This is a genomic window from Sphingosinicella sp. CPCC 101087, assembly GCF_004151485.1.
In the GTDB taxonomy this organism is placed as follows: domain Bacteria; phylum Pseudomonadota; class Alphaproteobacteria; order Sphingomonadales; family Sphingomonadaceae; genus Allosphingosinicella.
Genome location: NZ_SBFF01000001.1, coordinates 422,232 through 441,285, shown reverse-complemented (window position 1 = coordinate 441,285; position 19,054 = coordinate 422,232). Strand labels below are relative to the sequence as shown.

The 19,054-nt window shown below is 69.3% G+C and carries 23 protein-coding genes; 15 read left to right on the top strand and 8 right to left on the bottom strand.

What is annotated here, in order from left to right:
• Positions 1-84: 84 nt before the first annotated feature.
• The gene (locus EKM57_RS02085) at positions 85-588 is read right to left on the bottom strand and encodes a hypothetical protein (protein WP_129790781.1); all 504 of its coding nucleotides are present in this window, start codon (positions 586-588) and stop codon (positions 85-87) included.
• A 232-nt stretch (positions 589-820) separates the two neighbouring features.
• Between EKM57_RS02085 and EKM57_RS02080 the strand changes: the two genes are divergently transcribed.
• From EKM57_RS02080 to mscL, 5 genes are all read left to right on the top strand, one after another.
• On the top strand, positions 821-1,210 hold the full coding sequence (locus EKM57_RS02080; RefSeq protein WP_129790780.1) for a hypothetical protein: 390 nt from the start codon (positions 821-823) through the stop codon (positions 1,208-1,210).
• A gap of 16 nt (positions 1,211-1,226) precedes the next feature.
• Positions 1,227-1,505, top strand: coding sequence for an HPr-rel-A system PqqD family peptide chaperone (locus tag EKM57_RS02075; RefSeq protein WP_129790779.1), 279 nt, complete (start codon positions 1,227-1,229; stop codon positions 1,503-1,505).
• Entirely contained in the window at positions 1,502-2,362 is an 861-nt protein-coding gene (locus EKM57_RS02070) for an HprK-related kinase A (RefSeq protein WP_129790778.1), read from the top strand. The genes EKM57_RS02075 and EKM57_RS02070 overlap by 4 nt, the downstream gene beginning before the upstream one ends.
• Positions 2,359-3,390 carry a nucleotidyltransferase family protein gene (locus EKM57_RS02065; protein WP_129790777.1) on the top strand — a complete coding sequence of 344 codons (1,032 nt, stop codon included), beginning with the start codon at positions 2,359-2,361 and terminating at the stop codon, positions 3,388-3,390. The genes EKM57_RS02070 and EKM57_RS02065 overlap by 4 nt, the downstream gene beginning before the upstream one ends.
• Before the next feature lie 93 nt (positions 3,391-3,483).
• Complete coding sequence (mscL, locus tag EKM57_RS02060; RefSeq protein ID WP_371414111.1) at positions 3,484-3,918, top strand: large conductance mechanosensitive channel protein MscL; 435 nt, start codon at positions 3,484-3,486, stop codon at positions 3,916-3,918.
• Positions 3,919-3,931: 13 nt separating this feature from the next.
• Here the strand turns inward: mscL and EKM57_RS02055 are convergent, their stop codons facing one another.
• On the bottom strand, positions 3,932-4,303 hold the full coding sequence (locus tag EKM57_RS02055; RefSeq protein WP_129790775.1) for a YidH family protein: 372 nt from the start codon (positions 4,301-4,303) through the stop codon (positions 3,932-3,934).
• A 55-nt stretch (positions 4,304-4,358) separates the two neighbouring features.
• Positions 4,359-5,021, bottom strand: coding sequence for a phosphoglycolate phosphatase (gph, locus tag EKM57_RS02050; protein WP_129790774.1), 663 nt, complete (start codon positions 5,019-5,021; stop codon positions 4,359-4,361).
• A gap of 77 nt (positions 5,022-5,098) precedes the next feature.
• On the opposite strand from gph, the gene glmU reads away from it, so the two are divergent.
• The 3 genes from glmU (at position 5,099) to EKM57_RS02035 (ending at position 9,444) form a co-directional block, all read left to right on the top strand.
• Positions 5,099-6,457 (top strand): bifunctional UDP-N-acetylglucosamine diphosphorylase/glucosamine-1-phosphate N-acetyltransferase GlmU, encoded by a 1,359-nt coding sequence (gene glmU / locus EKM57_RS02045; RefSeq protein ID WP_206185276.1) that lies wholly within the window; start codon positions 5,099-5,101, stop codon positions 6,455-6,457.
• Between the two features lie 141 nt (positions 6,458-6,598).
• The gene (gene glmS / locus EKM57_RS02040; protein ID WP_129790772.1) at positions 6,599-8,422 is read left to right on the top strand and encodes a glutamine--fructose-6-phosphate transaminase (isomerizing); all 1,824 of its coding nucleotides are present in this window, start codon (positions 6,599-6,601) and stop codon (positions 8,420-8,422) included.
• A gap of 8 nt (positions 8,423-8,430) precedes the next feature.
• Entirely contained in the window at positions 8,431-9,444 is a 1,014-nt protein-coding gene (locus EKM57_RS02035) for a rod shape-determining protein (protein ID WP_129790771.1), read from the top strand.
• A gap of 45 nt (positions 9,445-9,489) precedes the next feature.
• Here EKM57_RS02035 and EKM57_RS02030 read toward each other — a convergent pair whose 3' ends face one another.
• On the bottom strand, positions 9,490-9,732 hold the full coding sequence (locus tag EKM57_RS02030) for a hypothetical protein (protein WP_129790770.1): 243 nt from the start codon (positions 9,730-9,732) through the stop codon (positions 9,490-9,492).
• A 149-nt stretch (positions 9,733-9,881) separates the two neighbouring features.
• On the opposite strand from EKM57_RS02030, the gene EKM57_RS02025 reads away from it, so the two are divergent.
• The 4 genes from EKM57_RS02025 (at position 9,882) to EKM57_RS02010 (ending at position 12,688) form a co-directional block, all read left to right on the top strand.
• A complete protein-coding gene (locus EKM57_RS02025) occupies positions 9,882-10,310 on the top strand; it encodes a DUF1772 domain-containing protein (protein WP_129790769.1) in 429 nt (142 codons plus the stop codon).
• A 187-nt stretch (positions 10,311-10,497) separates the two neighbouring features.
• Complete coding sequence (locus tag EKM57_RS02020) at positions 10,498-10,773, top strand: hypothetical protein (RefSeq protein ID WP_129790768.1); 276 nt, start codon at positions 10,498-10,500, stop codon at positions 10,771-10,773.
• Positions 10,734-11,918 carry a YcaO-like family protein gene (locus tag EKM57_RS02015; RefSeq protein WP_129790767.1) on the top strand — a complete coding sequence of 395 codons (1,185 nt, stop codon included), beginning with the start codon at positions 10,734-10,736 and terminating at the stop codon, positions 11,916-11,918. Before EKM57_RS02020 ends, EKM57_RS02015 begins: the two co-directional genes overlap by 40 nt.
• Positions 11,915-12,688, top strand: a complete 774-nt coding sequence (locus EKM57_RS02010; RefSeq protein WP_129790766.1) for a TfuA-like protein — start codon at positions 11,915-11,917, stop codon at positions 12,686-12,688. Before EKM57_RS02015 ends, EKM57_RS02010 begins: the two co-directional genes overlap by 4 nt.
• 36 nt (positions 12,689-12,724) lie before the next feature.
• Here EKM57_RS02010 and EKM57_RS02005 read toward each other — a convergent pair whose 3' ends face one another.
• Positions 12,725-14,362, bottom strand: coding sequence for a winged helix-turn-helix domain-containing protein (locus tag EKM57_RS02005; protein WP_129790765.1), 1,638 nt, complete (start codon positions 14,360-14,362; stop codon positions 12,725-12,727).
• Between the two features lie 324 nt (positions 14,363-14,686).
• Here EKM57_RS02005 and EKM57_RS02000 point away from each other — a divergent pair, with 324 nt between their 5' ends.
• The gene (locus EKM57_RS02000) at positions 14,687-15,304 is read left to right on the top strand and encodes a GNAT family N-acetyltransferase (protein WP_206185263.1); all 618 of its coding nucleotides are present in this window, start codon (positions 14,687-14,689) and stop codon (positions 15,302-15,304) included.
• A 106-nt stretch (positions 15,305-15,410) separates the two neighbouring features.
• On the opposite strand, the gene EKM57_RS01995 is transcribed toward EKM57_RS02000, so the two are convergent.
• From EKM57_RS01995 to EKM57_RS01985, 3 genes are all read right to left on the bottom strand, one after another.
• On the bottom strand, positions 15,411-15,860 hold the full coding sequence (locus tag EKM57_RS01995) for a YaiI/YqxD family protein (RefSeq protein ID WP_129791049.1): 450 nt from the start codon (positions 15,858-15,860) through the stop codon (positions 15,411-15,413).
• Between the two features lie 188 nt (positions 15,861-16,048).
• Positions 16,049-16,273: a hypothetical protein gene (locus EKM57_RS01990; RefSeq protein ID WP_129790764.1), complete on the bottom strand. Its 225-nt coding sequence runs from the start codon at positions 16,271-16,273 to the stop codon at positions 16,049-16,051.
• Positions 16,270-16,539: a hypothetical protein gene (locus EKM57_RS01985; protein ID WP_129790763.1), complete on the bottom strand. Its 270-nt coding sequence runs from the start codon at positions 16,537-16,539 to the stop codon at positions 16,270-16,272. Before EKM57_RS01985 ends, EKM57_RS01990 begins: the two co-directional genes overlap by 4 nt.
• Before the next feature lie 245 nt (positions 16,540-16,784).
• Between EKM57_RS01985 and EKM57_RS01980 the strand changes: the two genes are divergently transcribed.
• Positions 16,785-17,858, top strand: coding sequence for a GNAT family N-acetyltransferase (locus EKM57_RS01980; RefSeq protein ID WP_129790762.1), 1,074 nt, complete (start codon positions 16,785-16,787; stop codon positions 17,856-17,858).
• On the top strand, positions 17,855-18,931 hold the full coding sequence (locus tag EKM57_RS01975) for a hypothetical protein (RefSeq protein ID WP_129790761.1): 1,077 nt from the start codon (positions 17,855-17,857) through the stop codon (positions 18,929-18,931). Before EKM57_RS01980 ends, EKM57_RS01975 begins: the two co-directional genes overlap by 4 nt.
• Positions 18,932-19,054: the final 123 nt, after the last annotated feature.

Genomic DNA, 19,054 nt, shown 5'->3' with positions numbered 1-19,054 from the left:
CCGCGCTCGGCGGCCGGATTCGGGACAAAGCCGGCCCGCGGCGGGGGAGGCCCGCCTGCAGGCCGGGAGCAGGCTAGCCGGCCCTCATTCCGGGCTGCGGCCCCGCTCGTAGGACTGGACGCAATTGTCGGTCACGGTGCGCGAGCAGGTCGGATATTCTTCCGTCGCCGGCCGCGGCGTGAACACCTGCGCCTGGTTCGGATTGGGCGTGAAGGTCGCGCCGGGCGGGATCGGCTGGGCCTGGTTGGCGCCGGCCGGCACCTCGGCCGGATCCGAGACGACCGGGATCCCGCGCGCGTCGCGCTCAGGGGACTCGTTGCTGGGGGCGACGGTGCCGGTTCCCGCTCCGGAAGCGGCGGGCATGGTCGTCGGCTGGCTCGAGGGCGTCGTCGTCGGCTGGCTCATCGATTGCGTCGCCGAGGGGGGCGCGGCCGGCTGCGCGGAAGGCGGCGTCGTCGACTCGGCCGGGGGCGGCGTGGCGGGCTGCGCCGCCGGCTGATTGGCCGTCTGGCCGGTCGTGTCCTCGGTCGTCTGCGCGATGGCCGCGCCGCCGAGCAGCAGGGCAGCCGCGAATATTGCCGTCTTCATGTCAGGCTCCTTCCTAGTGGAAAATCGGGAGACAAACGCCGGCGAAACGATTTTTCTCCGCCGCGCCTCGGAATCCCGCCAACGTTCCGGCCGCGTCGGACGAACCGTTGCTGGAATGCGACGTAGCGTTCCGCAGGCGCACGCGTCCCGATCCGGGACGGGGGCGACCGGACCAGTCGCGCGGGTGCGGCCTTTACCCTTATGTAAGGCTCCCGCATGTAGTGGAGCAGGAATGAGCGGCACCGACGACAGCAAGTTCGTTCCAAGCCGGCGCACCGTGCTCGCGCTCGGCGCCGCCGCGGCGTCGACGGTCGTGACGATCAGGCCCGCGCTCGCGCAGACCGCCGGCTCGGTGCTCAATTGCGAAATACCTGTGCCCGGGCCGCAGGCCGCCGGCAGCTATGTCGCTCCGGACGGAAGCCTGGTCGCACCCGGCACGCCGGGCGCGGCGCCGCCGCTCCTCCGGCCGCTGACCGGCGAACAGGCGAAGCTGCTGCTGCGCGGCTCCACGCCGCCCGGCGTCAATCCGCAATCCGCTCAGGCCTATGCCAACTATATTCGCCGGCTGCAGGCGGGGATGAGCGGCTTCACCTGCTACGCCTCCTTGCAGATGCCGCGCTAGCGGCTCGGAGGGCTCCATGGCAGGCGCCCGCTACGTCGCCGATCCGGAGGAGTGCGTCCGCACCGTCGCGCTGGACGGCCTTTCCCTCCTCTTTCACCGGCCATCGGGGATGACCCACATCGTCGCGCCGCCGGCGCCGCAGATCCTCGAGGCGCTGCGCCTCGGTCCCGCGGATGCCGGCGAGGTCGTCGCCCGCATGCGCGCCTGGTACGATCTCGAAGGTGACGAGGCGGCCGACGCGGTCGAGGCGCGCCTCGAGGAGCTCGAAGCCGCCGGTCTGGTGAGGCGGACGTGAAGCACAGCCTCTCGCTTCAGATCGGGCCCGTCGCGTTCCGGATCGGATCGGCCTGGCGTTCGCCGATCGAGGCGTTGGCGCGGCTTTATGCCGGCTATCCCGACCCCGGGCGGGTCTGCGACTTCACCGTGCGGCTGGAACCCGAAAAGCCCTGGCGGCGCTGGATCCGCCCGTCCGTCGCGATTCAGGGCGACTATATCCTGCCCGACGCGGCGCCGATGTCGCTCGCCCATGGACTGCTCGCCGCCGAGATGGGAATGAACCTGCAGATGGCGCTCGGGCAGAAGAGCCATTTGCTGCTCCACGCCGCGAGCGTCGAGAAAGACGGAAGAGCCTTGATCCTCACCGGCGAATCCGGCGCCGGCAAGTCCACTCTCGCCGCCTTGCTCGGCGAGCGCGGGTGGCGGCTGATGGGGGACGAATTCGCCTTGCTGGGGCTGGAAGACGGCCGCCTGCGCGCCTTTCCGCGCGCAATCAGCCTGAAGAACGGCGCCATCACCGTCATGGAAAGAGAGGTCGCGCCGCAGCGTTTTGGTCCGCGGCTCGACGGCACGCCCAAGGGGGCGATCCGCCACATGCGCCCCAATGAGCGGGCGCTCGAAGCCATGGCCGAGCCGGCGCAGCCCGCCCTGGTCCTTTTCCCTCGCTTCGGCGAGGCGGCGGCCGCTCGCGGGGTCGGACAGGCCGAAGTCTTCATGCGCCTTACCCAGGCTTCGACCAACTACGTCTCGCTGGGCGCCGCCGGCTTCGAGGCGTTGACCGGGCTGGTCGGCGGCTGCCCTGCGGCGGCGATCGATTATCCCGACACCGAATCGGCGATCGACATGGTCGAGCAGCTATGGGCCGAGGCGGCATGAGCGCGGCCCACGCCCTCATCGCCGCCCTTCGCGACCCGGCCCGTGCCGGCGACGGCGACTGGAACGGGCTGATCGCCGCCGCCCGCGCCGAGCAGCTGATCGGCAGCCTGGCCTACCGGCTCGAGGGCAGGGACCTGCCGGAAAAGGTCGAGGCCATCATGGAAGCGGCTCGCCGCGATTCGGCCCAGGCACGGATCCAGGCGCTGTGGGAGGCCGAGATGACCCGGCGCGCCCTCGCACCGCTGGGCGTCCCGCTGGTCCTGCTCAAGGGGAACGCCTTCCACGCCGCAGGGCTGGACGCCGCCATCGGCCGCTCGGTGGGCGACCTCGACATCCTCGTTCCCAAGGCGAGCCTGGAGGCGGTGGAGGCCGCCTTGATCGGCGCCGGCTGGGAACGGCTCAAGGAAGCCGACGGCTATGACGACCTCTATTATCGCCGCTGGATGCACGAGCTTCCCCCGCTGATTCATCGCACCCGCGATCGGATGATCGACGTGCATCACACCATCCTGCCCGAGACGGCGCGGCCCAAGCCCGACGCCGCAGCCCTGATCGCCGACAGCGTCGCGCTGGACCCCGGATCGCCGCCCGGGGCGGGCAGCGGCCTTCGCATCCTCTCGCCGCCCGACATGATCGTCCATGCCGCCGCCCACCTGTTCGCCGACGGCGACCTGGCCGGCGGCCTTCGCAACCTGTGGGACATAGACCGGCTGGTGCGGCAGTTCGTGGCTGCCGACCCGGCATTCTGGCCCGCGCTGGCGGAGCGCGCGCAACACCATCAGCTCCGCCGGTCGGTCGCCTTGTCCCTGCGGCTCGCGGCCCGGCTCTACGGCACACCGGTCGACCGCCAGGCCGCCGGCCCGGACCGGGTCACCGACCGGCTGTTCGCCGCCCGCTTGCTCGCCCGCAACGGCTGGGGCCAGCCGGTGCGCCCCGCGCTTCGCCTGGCCTTTTACATCCGTTCCCACTGGCTGCGCATGCCCCCGCTGCTCCTCGCTCGCCACCTCTGGGCCAAGGCGCGGTCCTGACGCTCGGGAGCGGTACTCTGGACCTCGCCGGATGCCCCGGTTTACGCTCCGGCGCGCCCGATCGGGCGAGGCAATCCGAAGCGGGAGATGGACATGGCAGGGTTTCGCGAATTCCTGGCGCGCGGCAACGTGCTCGACCTGGCGGTGGCGGTGATCATCGGCGCGGCTTTCGGCACCATCGTCACCTCACTGACCGACGACGTCATCATGCCGGTGGTCGGCGCGATCTTCGGCGGGCTGGACTTCAGCAGCTACTTCATCCGGCTTGGACCGATCCCGGCGGACTATACCGGCGATATGAATGATTATGCCGCGCTGAAAGCGGCCGGCGTGCCGATGTTCGGCTACGGCCAGTTCATCACCGCTGTCGTCAACTTCCTGATCCTGGCCTTCATCATCTTCCAGCTGGTGCGGGTGGCCACGCGGTTGCGCAAACGGGCCGAGGCCGAAGCGGCGGGGCCGAGCGAGGAATTGACGGTCCTTCGCGAAATAAGGGACGAGCTCAAGCGTCGGCCCCCTGCCGCCTGAGCGTCCGGCGCGATCAGCCGATCGGCACGACCCATATCGCGACGAGCAAGGCGATCGTCGCCACGCTCATGCCGGCCGTGATGAGCCGCAGGTTCATCGGCTTGGCGCTTTGGACGATGTGGGTTTGCAGCCGGTCGCGCACGGCGCAGGCGCGCCGTTCCGCCGCGACCGCGACGGCAATGCCGATCAGCAGGAAGACCGACGCCATGGCCCGCGGTATCCAGGCCGGCTCCATCCGCTGGAAGAGGACGTGGAATCCCAGCCCTATGCCGACCGCGGCAAAGGCGGTGCGCAGCCAGCCGGCGAAGGTGCGCTCGTTGGCCAGCAGGGTCCGATCTTCGGCCAGGTCGGTCCGGCTCGGCTCGGGTGTCGGGTCGTCCGGCATGCACTTCCTCCGTGCCGAGAACGTCCGCCTCGGCAAGGCGCTCCGCGCCGGCGGATCACAGTCGCTCCAGCACCCCCGCCAGCTCGGAATAATGGTCGATTATCGCATCGGCGCCGAGCTGTCCGACCGGACGATCCGAGAAGCCGAAGCTGACCGCGACGAACTTCAGGCGCGCCGCTCTGGCCGAATCCGCGTCCACGATCGAATCGCCGACGAATACGGCACGGCCGCCGCCGGCCCGGTCGACCGCCTCCCGCAGCGGTGCCGGATCCGGCTTGCGCACGGCGAGCGTGTCGGCGCCGACGACCGCGTCGAACCGCCCGCTCCAGCCCAGGGCATCGAGCAGGAGGTGGGTGAGGCGCTCGGGCTTGTTCGTGCATATCGCAAGCGCGGCGCCGCGCCGGCGCAGAGCGTCGAGCGAGTCCTCGAGGCCGGGATAGGGGGCCGTGCCTGTGCAGATGTTGGCCGCGTAGTAATCGAGGAAGAGAGGAAAGCCTTCGTCGACGAGGGCTTCGGGTGCGTCGCCGCTCGCCGCGAGCCCTTTGCGGAGCAGCGCCCTGGCGCCGTGGCCGACCAGGTGCCGCACCGAATCCGGCGGCACCATCGGCCGGCCGAGCCGCTCGAGCGCATGGTTCAGCGATGCCGCCAGATCGGGGGCGGTGTCGGCCAAGGTGCCGTCCAGGTCGAACGCGACGACGTCGAAGGGAAAGTCTTCCATCGGTGCCGGCTTTCGGGCCGGCCTATGGAAATGGCAAGATTTCCGTGGCATCGGCGACCCGCATAGGGGCTTTCATGATCAGACCTTCACCGTTTGCCGCCATCATACTCGCCGCCGGAAAGGGCACGCGGATGCAGTCCGACGTGCACAAGGTGCTGCACCCCATCGCCGGCCGCGCAATGCTGGATCATCTGATGGGCGTGCTCGAAGGCCTCGGCCCCGCGCGCAAGATCGTCGTGGTCGGCAGCGGCCGAGAGCAGGTCGAGGGGCTGGTCGAGGCGCGGGGCGGAGAGACCGTCGTTCAGGACAGGCAGCTCGGCACTGCCCATGCGGTGCTCCAGGCCGAGCCTTGCCTTGCCGATTTCGACGGCGACGTCCTCATCCTCTACGGCGACACGCCGCTCATCGAGGCCGAGACGATGGGGAGGATGCTCGAACGGCTTCACGCCGGCGATCGCCCGGCCGCGGTGGTGGTCGGCTTCAGGCCCAAGGACCCGCTTCAATATGGCCGAATCCTCGCGCGCGGCGACGGGACGATCGAGAAGATGGTCGAATATAAGGACGCGACTCCGGAAGAACGCGCGGTCGACCTGTGCAACTCGGGGATGCTCGCCGCCCGCGCCGGCGAGCTGTTCACTTTGCTTCACCGCGTCGGCTCGGACAATGCCGCCGGCGAATATTATCTGCCCGACGTGGTCATGCTCGCCGCCGCCGACGGCCGCCATTCGGCCGTGATCGAGGCGGAGCCGTGGGAGATGGCCGGCGTCAACAGCCGCGCCGAGCTCGCTCTGGTCGAAGCGGAATGGCAGCGCCGCCGGCGCCTCAAGGCGATGGCCGATGGGGTCACCTTGGTGGCGCCGGACACTGTCTGGTTCGCGCACGACACGGTGATCGGCCGCGATTGCGTGATCGAGCCGAATGTCGTCTTCGGCCCAGGCGTCACGATCGGCGAGCGTGTCCGGATCAAGGCGTTCAGCCATATCGAAGGTGCGGTGATCGCCGACGATGCGCAGATCGGCCCTTATGCGCGGCTGCGTCCCGGCGCAGAGATCGGCGAGAAAGCCAGGGTGGGCAATTTCGTCGAGGTGAAGAAGGCAAGGCTCGGCAAGGGCGCCAAGGCCAATCACCTCACCTATCTGGGCGACGCCGACGTCGGCGCCGGCGCCAACATCGGCGCGGGCACGATCACCTGCAATTATGACGGCTATTTCAAATATCGGACGGTGATCGGGGAGGGGGCGTTCATCGGCTCCAACAGCGCGCTGGTCGCGCCGGTCACCATCGGTCCGGGCGCCCTGGTCGGCGCAGGGTCGGTCGTGACCCGGGACGTCGCCGCCGATGCGGTTGCGCTGGCGCGCGGCCAGCAGGTGGAGAAGCCGGGGCGGGCGAAGCGCTTCCGCGAGGCCATGGCGGCGAAGAAGAACCGGGGCGCTTGACCGGATGCGTCACCCCCGCGAAAGCGGGCGCCAGCTGCCTTTCTACAGCCAGGGGGCAAGCTGGATTCTCGCTTTCGCGAGGGTGACCAATCGTTATTAAGTCTCTGCGATATCAGCGGGGATTGGGGAACGAGTAAGCTTATGTGCGGAATCATCGGCATTGTCGGCCGGGAGCAGGTGTCGGTGCGGCTCATGGATGGCCTGCGCCGGCTCGAATATCGCGGCTATGACAGTGCGGGCATCTGCACGATCCGGGATGGCGCGCTCGAACGCCGGCGCGCCGAGGGCAAGCTCGACAACCTCGCCCGCGAGCTCGAGGCGTCGCCGCTCGACGGTCATGTCGGCATCGCGCATACGCGCTGGGCGACGCACGGCGCGCCGACGGTCGGCAACGCCCACCCGCATGTGGTCGACGGGGTCGCCGTGGTCCACAATGGAATCATCGAGAATTTCAAGGCGCTTCGCGACGAGATGCAGGCCAAGGGCCGGCAGTTCGAAAGCCAGACCGATTCCGAGGTCGTCGCCCATCTCGTCGCCGACCAGCTCGCCCAGGGCCGTGATCCCGAAGCGGCGGTGGCGGCCGTCCTGCCGCGCCTCCACGGCGCCTTCGCGATCGCCATCTTGTTCCGCGACCATCCCGGCATGATCGTCGGCGCCCGCCTGGGGGCACCGCTCACCGTCGGCTGGGGCGAAGGCGAATCCTATCTGGGCTCCGACGCGCTGGCCCTGGCTGCCTTGACCCAGCGCATCACCTATCTGGACGAAGGCGACTGGGCGGTCGTCACCCATGACGGCGTGCGCATCTTCGACCGCGACAACCGGCCCGTAGAACGGGCGATCGTCAGCTCCGGCGTCAGCGCCGCCGTCTATGACAAGGGCAATCACGCCCATTACATGCAGAAGGAGATTTTCGAGCAGCCGCTCGTCGTCGCCCAGACGCTGCAATCCTATATCCGGCCGCTCGAGCAGAAGGTCGCACTTCCGCAGATGGACTTCGATCTCGGCAAGGCCGAGCGGGTCGCGATCATCGGCTGCGGTACCGCTTCCTATGTCGGCATGGTCGGCAAATATTGGCTCGAGCGCTTCGCCGGCGTTCCGGTCGAGGTCGATGTCGCCTCCGAGTTCCGCTACCGCGAGCCGATCCTGCTCCCGGGGACGCTCGGACTGGTCATATCCCAGTCGGGCGAGACCGCCGACACGCTGGCGGCCTTGCGGCACATGAAGGCGAACGGTGTTACCACCGCGGGAATCATCAACGTGCCGACCAGCTCGATGGCCCGCGAGGTCGACCTGCTGCTGCCGACCCATGCCGGCCCCGAGGTCGGAGTCGCCTCGACCAAGGCCTTCACGTGCCAGCTGGCGGTGATGGCCGCCTTCGCCGCGCGCCTCGCCCGCGAGAGGGGCCGGATGAGCGAAGAGGAGGAGCGCGAGATCGTGCTCCACCTCAACGAGGCGCCCGCCGCGATGAATGCGGCGCTGGCCCACGACGCCGATATCGCCGCCATGGCCCATGTCATCGCCGAGGCGCGCGACGTCCTCTATCTCGGCCGCGGCCAGGACTATCCGCTGGCGCTGGAAGGTGCGCTAAAACTGAAGGAGATCAGCTACATCCACGCCGAAGGCTATGCCGCCGGCGAGATGAAGCACGGCCCGATCGCCCTCATCGACGACAATGTCCCGATCATCGTCCTCGCCCCGTCCGGCCCCCTGTTCGAGAAGACGGTGAGCAACATGCAGGAGGTCCAGGCGCGTGGCGGCAAGGTCGTCCTGATCTCCGACGCCGAAGGGATCGCCCAGGCCGGGGAGGGCGCGATCGCGACGATCGAGATGCCGAAAGTCCACCCGCTGATCGCGCCTTTGGTCTATGCGGTACCGGTGCAGCTGCTCGCTTACCATGTCGCCGTGCTCAAGGGGACCGACGTCGATCAGCCGAGAAACCTGGCGAAGAGCGTCACCGTGGAGTAGTGCCGGCCATGCTCTACAGCCACCGCCGCCAAAAGGCCGACATAGCCGTCGACCTCGGGACCGCTCGAACCACGGTGGTCGAGCCGGGATCGGGCGTCGTCTTCGACGAGCCCTCCCTCTGTTGCTTCAGGGCCTATGACGCCGTTCCCGCCTTCGTCGCCGCCGGAGCCGAGGCGGAACGGCTCGTCGGCCGGGTCTCCAAGCCGCTCAAGATGGTGAACCCCCTGCATAACGGGGTGGTCAGCGACATGGCGGCGGCGCGCGAGCTGATCCGGTTCGCCACGCGTGAGGTGCGCCCGAAGCGGCGGTTCGGACGCGTACGGGCGATCTTCGGCGCGCCGGCCGACGCGACGCAGGCCGAGCGGCGCGCATTGGAGGTGGCGGCGACGGATGCCGGAATCAGCGAGCCGCACGTCATCGCCGAACCGATCCTGGCGGCCGCGGGCGCGAACCTCGATGTGGACGCGCCGCGCGGCACGATGGTCGTCGATTGCGGGGCCGGGGTCACCGAAGCGGTGGTCATCTCGATGGGCGGGATCTGCGCCGCGGCTTCCGTCCGGGGCGGAGGCGACGAGCTGACGCGCTCGATCATCGATCATTTCAGGATGCGGCGCCGGTTCCGGATCGGCTTCTCAACCGCGGAGCAGCTGAAGCTCGAAATCTCGCGCCTGCTCGAAGGTGGGGCGTTGGACGCCGAGATTTCGGTGTCGGGCCTTTCGTCCACCGATGGCCTGCCGCAGCGGCTCGAGGTGCCGGTCACCGAGCTCGCGCCGGTGTGGGAACGGGACCTTGTTCCGCTCGTCGCGATGGTGCGGCAGGTGCTGCGGGCGACTCCGCCCGAGCTCTCCCAGGACGTGCTCGAAGATGGAATCGTCCTCACCGGGGGCGGAGCCCATACCGCCTGGCTGGCCTCGCGGATCGCGGAGCGGACCGGCGTTCCGACCCGGATCGCCGAACATGCGCGCCGCGCCGTCACCAACGGCCTCTCGGCCGCGCTGGGGCGGCCATTGTCGGTCCATTGAAGCGGCTTGTCGCGGAGAACCCTCCGGACGAACGTACTTCAGCTGTCAGGCATTGCCTCGCGACCGGCCGAAATTCCGGCCGCGATAAAGATGGGGTAGCGGCACGTCGCCGGCCTCGCGCACATCCCTCACCGCACTCTGAGCGGCGCGAGCGACGCGGGTCAGCAGATCGGGTCGGCGTTCCGGCCACGGCTCGCACGCCCCGCTTGTCGTGACCGCCAGCCGTGACCGTGAAGACGGCGCGGACGCGCGGTTGGAGCGTAGCAGGGGCCGGATCGGCTCGATCATGGTTAATCTCCAGGGACGAAGACCGTCGCGAGAGTCGTCTCTTGATAGGCCACGACCTGTGACATCCGGGTGAACGCTCACCCCGTAAGAATACGGTGATTGTCCTGCGGCCCTTGTGTGCCCCGTTCCCACATGCTTCCTGAGCGGCAATGCTCGGTATCCTCGCGCTCATCACCGCGTCCGCCTTCACCGGCGCCGCACTTTATATCAGCTTCGCGGAGCATCCGGCGAGGCTCGGTATCGACGTGCCGGCAATGCTTGCCCAATGGCAGCCCTCTTATGCCCGCGGCTATGTCATGCAGGCGACGCTCGCCGTGGCATCCGGCCTGTTGGGGTTGGCGGCATGGTGGGCGGGCGGCGGCTCTCTCTGGCTGGCCGGGGCGGTGCTGATCCTGTCGAACTGGCCGTTCACCCTGCTGGCGATCAAGCCGGTCAACGATGCGCTGCAATCGGCGCGGGCGGACGGCGCTCATGAGAATGCCGTTCCGCTGATGCGGCGCTGGGGCCGCCTTCATGCCGTGCGCGGAGTGCTCGGGGCCGGCGCGACGATCTGCTACGGCTTGGCGGCCGCCACCTGACGGTCGGGACGCGCGGCGCCGCCTCTCGTCCGCACTGCCTTTGTCGACCTGCTCGCCCGCGAGTGCGGGCCGACATCGATCGTCCGCAAGCTTCAGGTGCCGCGCCGGGCCGGATCCCGCCCTCCAGCGCCCGGTAGCGCCCGGGCGCTTATTGGACTATTATCCTTCGAAGAAGGGGGGATGTATCATGGCATCGAGATCGGGATCCGTGGCCGGCGACCCGCGCAAGGGTGGGCAGTCCGAGCCGAGCTTCATCGTCGAATATCAGGGCCGCTTCTACGTGACGGTTGCCGTCATCGAATATGACGAGGCGGCAGCGGGGCTCACCGAAGATCAGAAGATTGCCGCCCGCCAGATCCGCGAGATGTTCGAAGCTGGCCAGGCCTCGGCCGTCAAAGCCGTTCCGCTCCATTCGGATATGGAATGGGCCGGACAGAGCACGGGCCCGCCACCGCCCCCGTGATGTCGCTCGGTCCTGCCGACCCGAGTCGCCAGGCAGGCGCCGAGACGGTTCTGGACCGCGCGCGACGCGCCGCCGAGGCTTGCGGCGTCACCCGTCTCGCCGATCTGACGCGGCTCGACCGGATCGGGCTGCCCGTCTGGCAGGCGGTGCGGCCGATGGGGCGGGCGCTCAGCGTCCATCAGGGCAAGGGCGCGACTCCGAGCGATGCCAAGGTCGGCGCGTTGCTCGAGGCGGTCGAAAGCCATCGGGCGGAGTCAGTGGTTCCGACGGGTCCCATCTGCCGCTTTGCCGACCTGCCGTCCACCGAACGCGCCATGTGCCTTTCGGACTTCGCGCGCCGTCGCGGCGCCCCGCCACCCGCCGACGAGACCCATGAATGGCTCGAGGCGTTCGACCTAGTCGGCGGCGGTCGACTCCATCTGCCCTTCCACCTCGTTTCGCTCGATTTCACGCGAGGCCTGCCCAGTTTCTTCGAGCGCTCCAGCAACGGCCTGGCGGCCGGGGCATCGCGCGACGAGGCCATCGTGGTCGCATTGCACGAGGCGATCGAACGCGACGCGGTCACCGAGTGGAGCGCGAGGGGGCTGATCTCCTGCACCGCCGACGGGCTGGACCTCGCGACGGTGCCGTTCGACTGGTTTCAGGCGTGGCGCGGGCGGCTGGCAGGTGCCGGCATCGGCCTTCGAGCCTATCATGTGCCTTCGGTCACTCGCAGTCCGACCTTCGTGTGCGAGCTGAACGATTCCCGCAAAGACCGGGCGCCGTATCGGGCCACCCATGGCAGCGGAACCCATTCGATCCCCGGAATCGCCTTGTTCAGGGCGATGGCCGAAGCCATTCAGTCGCGGTCGACCTGGATAGCGGGGGCACGCGAGGACCGGCTCGGTTCCCAATATGCCGCCGCAGCGCCCGGCGCGACGGTCGCGTTCGGCCTGCCTCTGCCCGCCGGCTGGCCGGGTCGGCAATGGGAGGAGATCGAGCCCGGTCCGGCGGATGTCGAGGGCCTCGTGACCGCGCTCGCCTTGGCCGGCTACCCGCAGGTTGCGGTCCATGAGCTGGGAACCGTCGAGGGTTTCCATTTGGTCAAAGTGTGGGTGTGCGGCCTCGGCTCCGGCGCCCGCCGCCGCCGCGACCCCGTGCAATGAGCCGGCTTTCCCTCCTGATATTCGCCGGACCCTCGCTTCCGACGGCGCGGCGCCCGGCCGAGCCGCGGTTCGGCTGGCGCCCTCCGGCCAGTTCGGGAGACCTGATCCGCCTGGTCGAAGATCCTCCGCACGCCGTCTGCCTGATCGACGGCTATTTCGATTCGACGCCGTCCGTCTGGCACAAGGAGATATTGCTGCTCATGGAAGCCGGAGTCGCCGTCTTCGGCGGCGCCAGCATGGGCGCGCTTCGCGCCGCCGAGCTCGACCGGTTCGGGATGATCGGCATCGGCGCGATCTATCGGCTCTATCGCTCCGGAAGGATCGAGGGCGACGACGAGGTCGCGCTGGTCCATGCCCCGGAGGAGTTGGACTGGAGGCCGTTGAGCGAACCCCTGGTGGACGTTCGTGCGACGCTCTCTGCGGCCATCAGGCAGGGAGCGCTTTCCCGCGCCGGCGCTGGCGCGCTGTTGGCCGATGCATCGTCCTTGCACTATGGCGAGCGCAGCTGGGCCGCCATCCTGTCATGCCGTCCCTTGCCGGAGCGGCAGGCTTTCGCCGAGTGGCTCCCGTGCGGCAAGGTCCGCCTGAAGGAGCGCGATGCCCTCCGCTGCCTGGCCGCCGCCGCGGCGGCGCTCGGATCGCCCGTCCGGCTGCGGCCGCTTCATGTCCCGCGGACCTGCTTCATCGAAAGGCTCGCGGCCGATTGCGGTGTGTCGGCACCGCGTCGGGGGGGCTCGCCGACGGCGGCGGAGGCTGCATCCGGCGCCTGAGCCATGCCGGCTCCCGCGACCCGCTTCAGCTGTACGTCAGAAGCGGTGGGGAACCCCGGTGGCCGGCTCCGGACGGGTGTCGTGCCGGTCCATCCGGTCGACCAAGGCAAAGGTGGACTGCACGAGTCCGACAAATTCCGCCTTCGGCTCGGAGGCGAGCGGGTGGTGGAGCGCGATCCATTCCTCGAGCGCCTGCTGGCCTGGCGGGCTGCCGTCGTGCCAGCGGCTCCCCACCCAGTCGCGCCAGGCGGGCAGCCTGGAGCGGGAGGCCGGGACTCCGACCATATGCTCCGCGACTGCCTCGTACAGACTGGCCCAAAGCCGCTGCGCACTCATCTTGCGGACATGGCCCAGCGTCTCCTCGGGCCGGCCTTCGAACAGCGCCAGCTGCGCCAGATCCTCCAGAAGCAGGTCGTCGATGAACGGATGGAGCGACTGGCTGAACTCGTAGAGGCTGCGCGTCCGCTCGAATTCGCCGAGCCACATCAAACCGGTGGCCACCTCGTTGAGCCGGCCGGGATTGTACGGGTTCAGGATGAGCGCCGTTTCGAAGCATTCGCGAGCGAGATCGCGCTGCTCATGCCTCAAATGGCAGAAGCCCAGCACGGTGTAGGCGTGGACGTTGCCGCGGTCGGCGGCGAGGCCGTCCTTGGCGAGCTGGAGTGCGCGGGCCCGTTCCGCCGACCCGCTCGAGCCGAGCGCGGTATAGCCGAAGTCGGTATTGTAGAGGCGGGCGAGCGGTGGGTATGCAAGGGCGAAGCCCGGCCGCTCGGCGACGATCGCTTCGAGCGCCTCGGCCGCCGCTTTCGCCTCGACGAACGTCTGCGCGGTGAAGGAGCGCCGCTTGGCGACGAGGTAGCGGTTGTAGAGATCGTCGCTCTCGCGCGGCAGATCGAGATAGAGGTCCTCGTCGACCGCCGGGATGGCCGCACCGGCAATGCGCCGCACGATCTTGCCGACCCCGCTGGCGGTGCCGGTATCCGCGAGTGACATCGTCTCCGCCCACAGCACGCGGCCGTCGTCGAGGCGGCGGGCGCGGGCGATCACCTTGATCCCGTCCCCCTCCGGCAGGAGGGTCGCGGTAAGCTGGTAGCCGCGGTCCGTCCGGTGCGCCTGTGCCGCTTCTTCCTCGGGGCGGTTGTCGGCGATCAGCCGGATCTCGCGGAATCGCGACAGCCCGGACAGCACCTCCTCGCGAAGCTCGGAGGCGAGAAAGGGATGGAGGGCTCGCACCGCATCGTCCCGAAAGGCCGAGACGAGAATGAGCGGCGGTCGCCCCTCCGGGGCCGGCTGCTGCGGCAGCCGCGACGCTCCCGCTGTCGGCGCGGCCGGAGGCGGGGGCGCGGCAGGCCCGAGCGGCGCAATGAAGCGATAGCCACGGCCATAGACGCTCTCGATCAGCCGCGGCTGGCGCGATTCGTCGCCGAGCGCGCGGCGCAGCTCGCGGATCGCCGAGGTGAGCGACGCCTCGGTGACGATCGTGCCGTCCCAGACCGAGGAGAGCAGCTCGTCCTTGGTGAGGAGCCGCCCGTCATTGTCGATCAGCGCCATCAGCAGGCGGTAGGCCTTGTTGCCCAGCTTGACCGGCCCGTCAGGGCCGATCACGCGCTCGTCGCCGCGGTCGACGACGAAGCGATCGAAGGCCACAAAGTCGAGACGCGCACCCTTCGCCATGTTTTCGCGGACTTTCGTCGCCGGGATCTGACGCACAATCTAGCACAGCGCGCCACGCCTTTCGAACCTTTCCCGCACTTTTCGCGGATTTCCGTGCCCGATTCTGAAAAGATTCTGAATCGCGAGCTTTCAGCGGTCGCTCAGGATGTCCGGGAAAGGCTCGGCTAGAGCCGGTCGAGACGTGGCAAGCCATTGCCCGAACGGAGTAGCCGGGATGTTCATCGACCGATTGCTGGCCCTATCCACGCTCCTGATCACGATCGGAGCGCTGATCACCATCGCCGCTTCGCTGTCCCCCGTCACCGGCGTCTTGGTGCAGGCGGCATGATCGCCATGCAGAACATCCAGACCGAATTGTCCGCACTGTTCGTCGATCGCCAGCGCCCCGCCCGAGCGGCGCAGAGCGGCTTCGACTTCCGCCGAGTCGAGAGCGAGCGGCTGATCCTGCGCGTTCCGGAGGTCGGCGACTATCGCGAATATTGCGCCCTTCTCGCCGATCCAGAGGCGTTCCGCTGGACCGATCGCGGGCCGATGAACGGGGAGGAGGTGTGGTCGCGGCTGCTCCGTCAGGCCGGCCATTGGGCGTTGATGGGCTACGGCATCTTCGCAGTCGAGGAGAAGGCGACCGGCTGTATCGTCGGCGAGGTCGGCTTTGGCGATTTCCGGCGCGACCTCGGCCCGAAGTTCGACAGCGCCCCAGAGGGCGGCTGGACGATCGCCGCCGGGGCGCAGGGCCAAGGCTATGCCACCGAGGCGGTCCAGGCGGCGCTCGACTGGCTCGACCTCAGGCTGGGGCCGCGGCGCACCGTCTGCATGATCCATGTCGGCAACAGGGTGTCGCTGCGGGTCGCCTACAAGCTCGGCTACCGCGCCTTCTCGGAGACGGAATATCACGGGTACCGCGCGCTGCTCCTCGAGCGGCCGCCGGAGAAGAGTTCCTGACCCTTGTGCCGCCGGCACCGGACTGGCCGAGTCGTGAATGGCGGGGGAAGTGGCAGGACGGGAGCCGTGGGCGCTGCGCCCGGTCGTTCACGGCTCCCGATTTTGCTCAGCCGGCTCTTTTCAGCCGGATCAGCGCCTCGTCGAGCGCGGAGAGGAAGCGTGAGCGATCGGATTTGGCGAAGGGCGGGGGGCCGCCGACGGCATCGCCGCCGGCGCGAAGATCCGCCAAGATGGCGCGCGTGGCGATCGCCGCGCCGATCGAGCTGGTGGTGAACGGCTTGCCGTTCGGCCCGATCACGGTGGCGCCGGCCTTGAGGCAGCGGTCGGCGAGCAGGATATCGCCGGTGACCACCAGGCTGGCGGGGCCGGCCCGCTCCGCGATCCAGTCGTCGGCCGCGTCGAAGCCGGATCCGACGACCACGCGCTCGACCAGGGGATGGCGCGGCACGCGCATATAGTCGTTGGCGACGATCGAGACCGGTACGTCGAGGCGAAAGGCGACCTTGTAGATCTCCTCCTTCACCGGGCAGGCATCGGCATCGACGAAGATCCGGATCTCGCCGCTCACCCCTCTCGAATCCCGATCTGATCCGGCCACCGCATGACCGGAGCGCTCCTAGGGCCGGTCACGCCGATTTTGAAGCGGCGTCTCCGGTTTCCTTTCCGAAAGTCGTGGGAGGCGTGGACTTCGGCCGGCCGCCGCCGCGAGCGGATGCGGTTCCCGAGGCCGCAGCGGCGCTGGCGCTATTGCGCGGGAGCCTCGGCGGGCTCCGCTTCGGGGCCGCGCTCAGGCGCTGCCGGCCGGCCGGCTTTCTGCTCGGCCGCATCCCATTCGCGGCTCTGCTGGTCGATGCCTTCCGCCACGGACACCGAGGCGTCCTGGGTGCTTTCCGACCGGGCGCAGGCCAAAAGCGCCAGAGCCAGCGCGAGGACGAGCCCGAAGCCCCGGGCGTTCCGGTTGGCTGTCATTGCGAAGCCGACCGCATACGGGCATCGGACTGCCGGGCGAGGCGCTCGAGCAGGTCGGCCCGCGCCGACCATGCTGCGGCGCTGGACTCGAACAGCCAGCGGCCGCGATCGACATTCTGCGTGGCTGCGCGGCCCAGGTCGGCAGCGGCGAAGGCGCGGCAGCCTGCCGGAGTGTCCTCGGGCTTCCGGCGGCGCGGTTGCGGCGCGGGCCGAGCGGCGGCAAGGCCGGCGTCGCCGCCGACGCGGATGGCAGGGCGATCATTCATGGCATTCACCTGTCCTGCAAGCGGGAGCGCAAACGTCTCTCAGTCACTGGAATGCCTGCGGAGCGGACCGGGTGATGCGCGACCCTAGCACGGCGCGGCCCGAATAGCGAATGCGAGGTCGCCGCCGGATCCGAAAACATCGCCGAATTCCGGCACGTTAGGACGCGGTGCGGCGTTGAGGCGGCTTTAACCCGTCCGGGTTACGACATGCCGACGCACGCTGTGAGAGTGAAGGGAAGAGCCGCTTGCTTCATCCAGGCCCGCTGGTCGCCGACGGAATCGCCGCGGCGCTCGAGCCAGGCGCATCGATCGCTCTCGACCACGCCGCCGCGGCGGACGTGCCCGCGCGCGCCTTCCTTCGCGCCGCCTGGTTTGCGGCGGCCGCGGGCGATGCTCCGCTCGCCACACTCGTTGCGCGCTGCCGCGGAACGGAGGAAATCCTCGCCGCCATTCCGCTGACCAGGCGCAGGATCGGCCCTCTTTCGATACCGGAAGTCGGCGGCAGCTATTGGCCCTGGCGGGGCTTTCCGGCCGCGGGCGAAGGCGGCGAAGCCGCCCTTGCCGCTTTGCTTTCTTCGTCCGATGGCCGCCGGGCGCTGGGCCTGGCCTGGCGGATCGGGCCGGTCCTGGCCGACGATCCGGCCCTCGCGCGGCTCACGGCGGCGGCGTCGCGCAGCGGCTGGACGATCCTCAGCCGGCGCCTGGGCGCCTGCTTCGTCGTCGACCTCGCCGCCCTGCGCGAGTCCGGTCCGTGGCCCTCGGTCAAGACGTTGCGCAAGAACCGTTGGCTCGAGCGCCGCCTCGGCGAATCGGGCGAGCTTGCCTTCGAGTCGATCACGGGTCCGCAATGGAATGCCGGGACGTTCGATCGGCTCGCTCATATCGAGGGCGAAAGCTGGGTCGGCCGCAGGGCCGCCAAGCGCGACACCAAGTTCCTGAACCCGGACAATCGCGCGATGTGGGTCCGCCTGACCGAGGATCCGGAGATCGCCGCGATGCTCGGCTGCTCGATCCTTTCCGTCGGCGGCGAACCCGCGGCCTTCACCTTCAGCCTTCGTGCCGGATCGACGCTGCACATCATCGCCAACAGCTATAACGAGCGGTTCCGCGAGGGCAGTCCCGGGCGGATCCTGCTCTACCGCGATCTCCAGCGCGCCGCAGAGGCCGGGATCGCGGCCGTCGACTGGGGCGCCGGCGATCCGGGATACAAGAGCGAAATGGGCGCGCGGCCGGGGCCCGACATGTTGGACCTGCTGATCGTCCGCGGAGCCGCGCTCGCGGCCCTGCTGCGGCCGCTCTGGACGAGGGTGCGGGCGTGATCCGGTCCTCCAGCCCGTCCCTGACGCCGCTGCGCGATGCCGGTGCCTGGCTGGCGCAGCCCATGGCGCGGCCGATCCGCGCCGCGCTGCTGGCCCTGCTCGCCGGGCAGATCGTCTTCGCGTTCAACGACGTCGTGCTGCTCGGCCTTCCGCTCGTGCGCGAGGCGCCGGCCGGCTTCGCCTTCCACCAGATCGTCCAGTCGATCTTCCTGCTTTCGGCCACGGCGCTGCTGGTCTCGTCCCTGGTGAGGGCGCAGGCGAAGCCCTGCCCGCTCGGTACGGAGTCGATGACGGCCGCCCGCCTCGCCGCCGGGATCGCCGCCACCACGGCCGGCGCGGCGGTAACGGCCTTGTTCCTCGCCGATCCCGCCGCCTTCCATGCGGGGGCGCAGGAGGATCGTCCGCTCGAATGGGGCTCGGCGCTGCTGCTTCTCGTCGGCGCCGGCTTGCTCGCCGGGCGCGCGCTGCGCCGGCGCGACGGCCCCGCCGCACTGATCGTCGCTGCCGGCCTGTGCGCCGTACTTGCCGTGATCGGAATGGAAGAGATCAGCTGGGGCCAGCGGTTGCTCGGCTTCGCCACACCGGAGCCGCTGGCGGAGGTGAACTGGCAGCAGGAGTTCAACTTTCACAACCTCCAGACAGACCTGTTCGAGACGCTCTATTATTGCGGCGCCGCCCTGTTCCTGATCCTGTTCCCGCTAGTGCGCGACCTCCTGCCGGCCGCGGCGGCGGCGCATCCGCTGACGGCGTTCGTGCCGCACCGGACCGTCGCTCTGGTGAGCGCGCCGCTCCTCTGGTTCGATTACGGGCACTGGGACCTCTACGCTATCCAGCTCGGCGCCATGGTCGGCCTGTTCGCGATGCTCGCCTGGACCGGTGCAGCCTGGCGACGGGGCGATCGGGGCGAGGCGACGACTTTCGGTCTTGCCGCGGCGGCCCTGGTCGGCGGGAAGCTGCTGTTCCTGGCTTGGGGAGGGGCGGCAATCGACCTCCCGGATCCGACCGAATATAAGGAAGGGTTCATCGCTCTCGGATTCTTCGCTTATGCGGCGACGGTGCGCGCAGGGCGGTAGCTCGCGACGACGAAGTTGACGAAATTGACACTTGCCACGCGCGCGCGAGTCCCTCCGGCCGAAATATGCGGCCGGGCCTCTATCGTGCCGGCCTTCTCCACAGCGGCCGCGCCACGCTGAGAA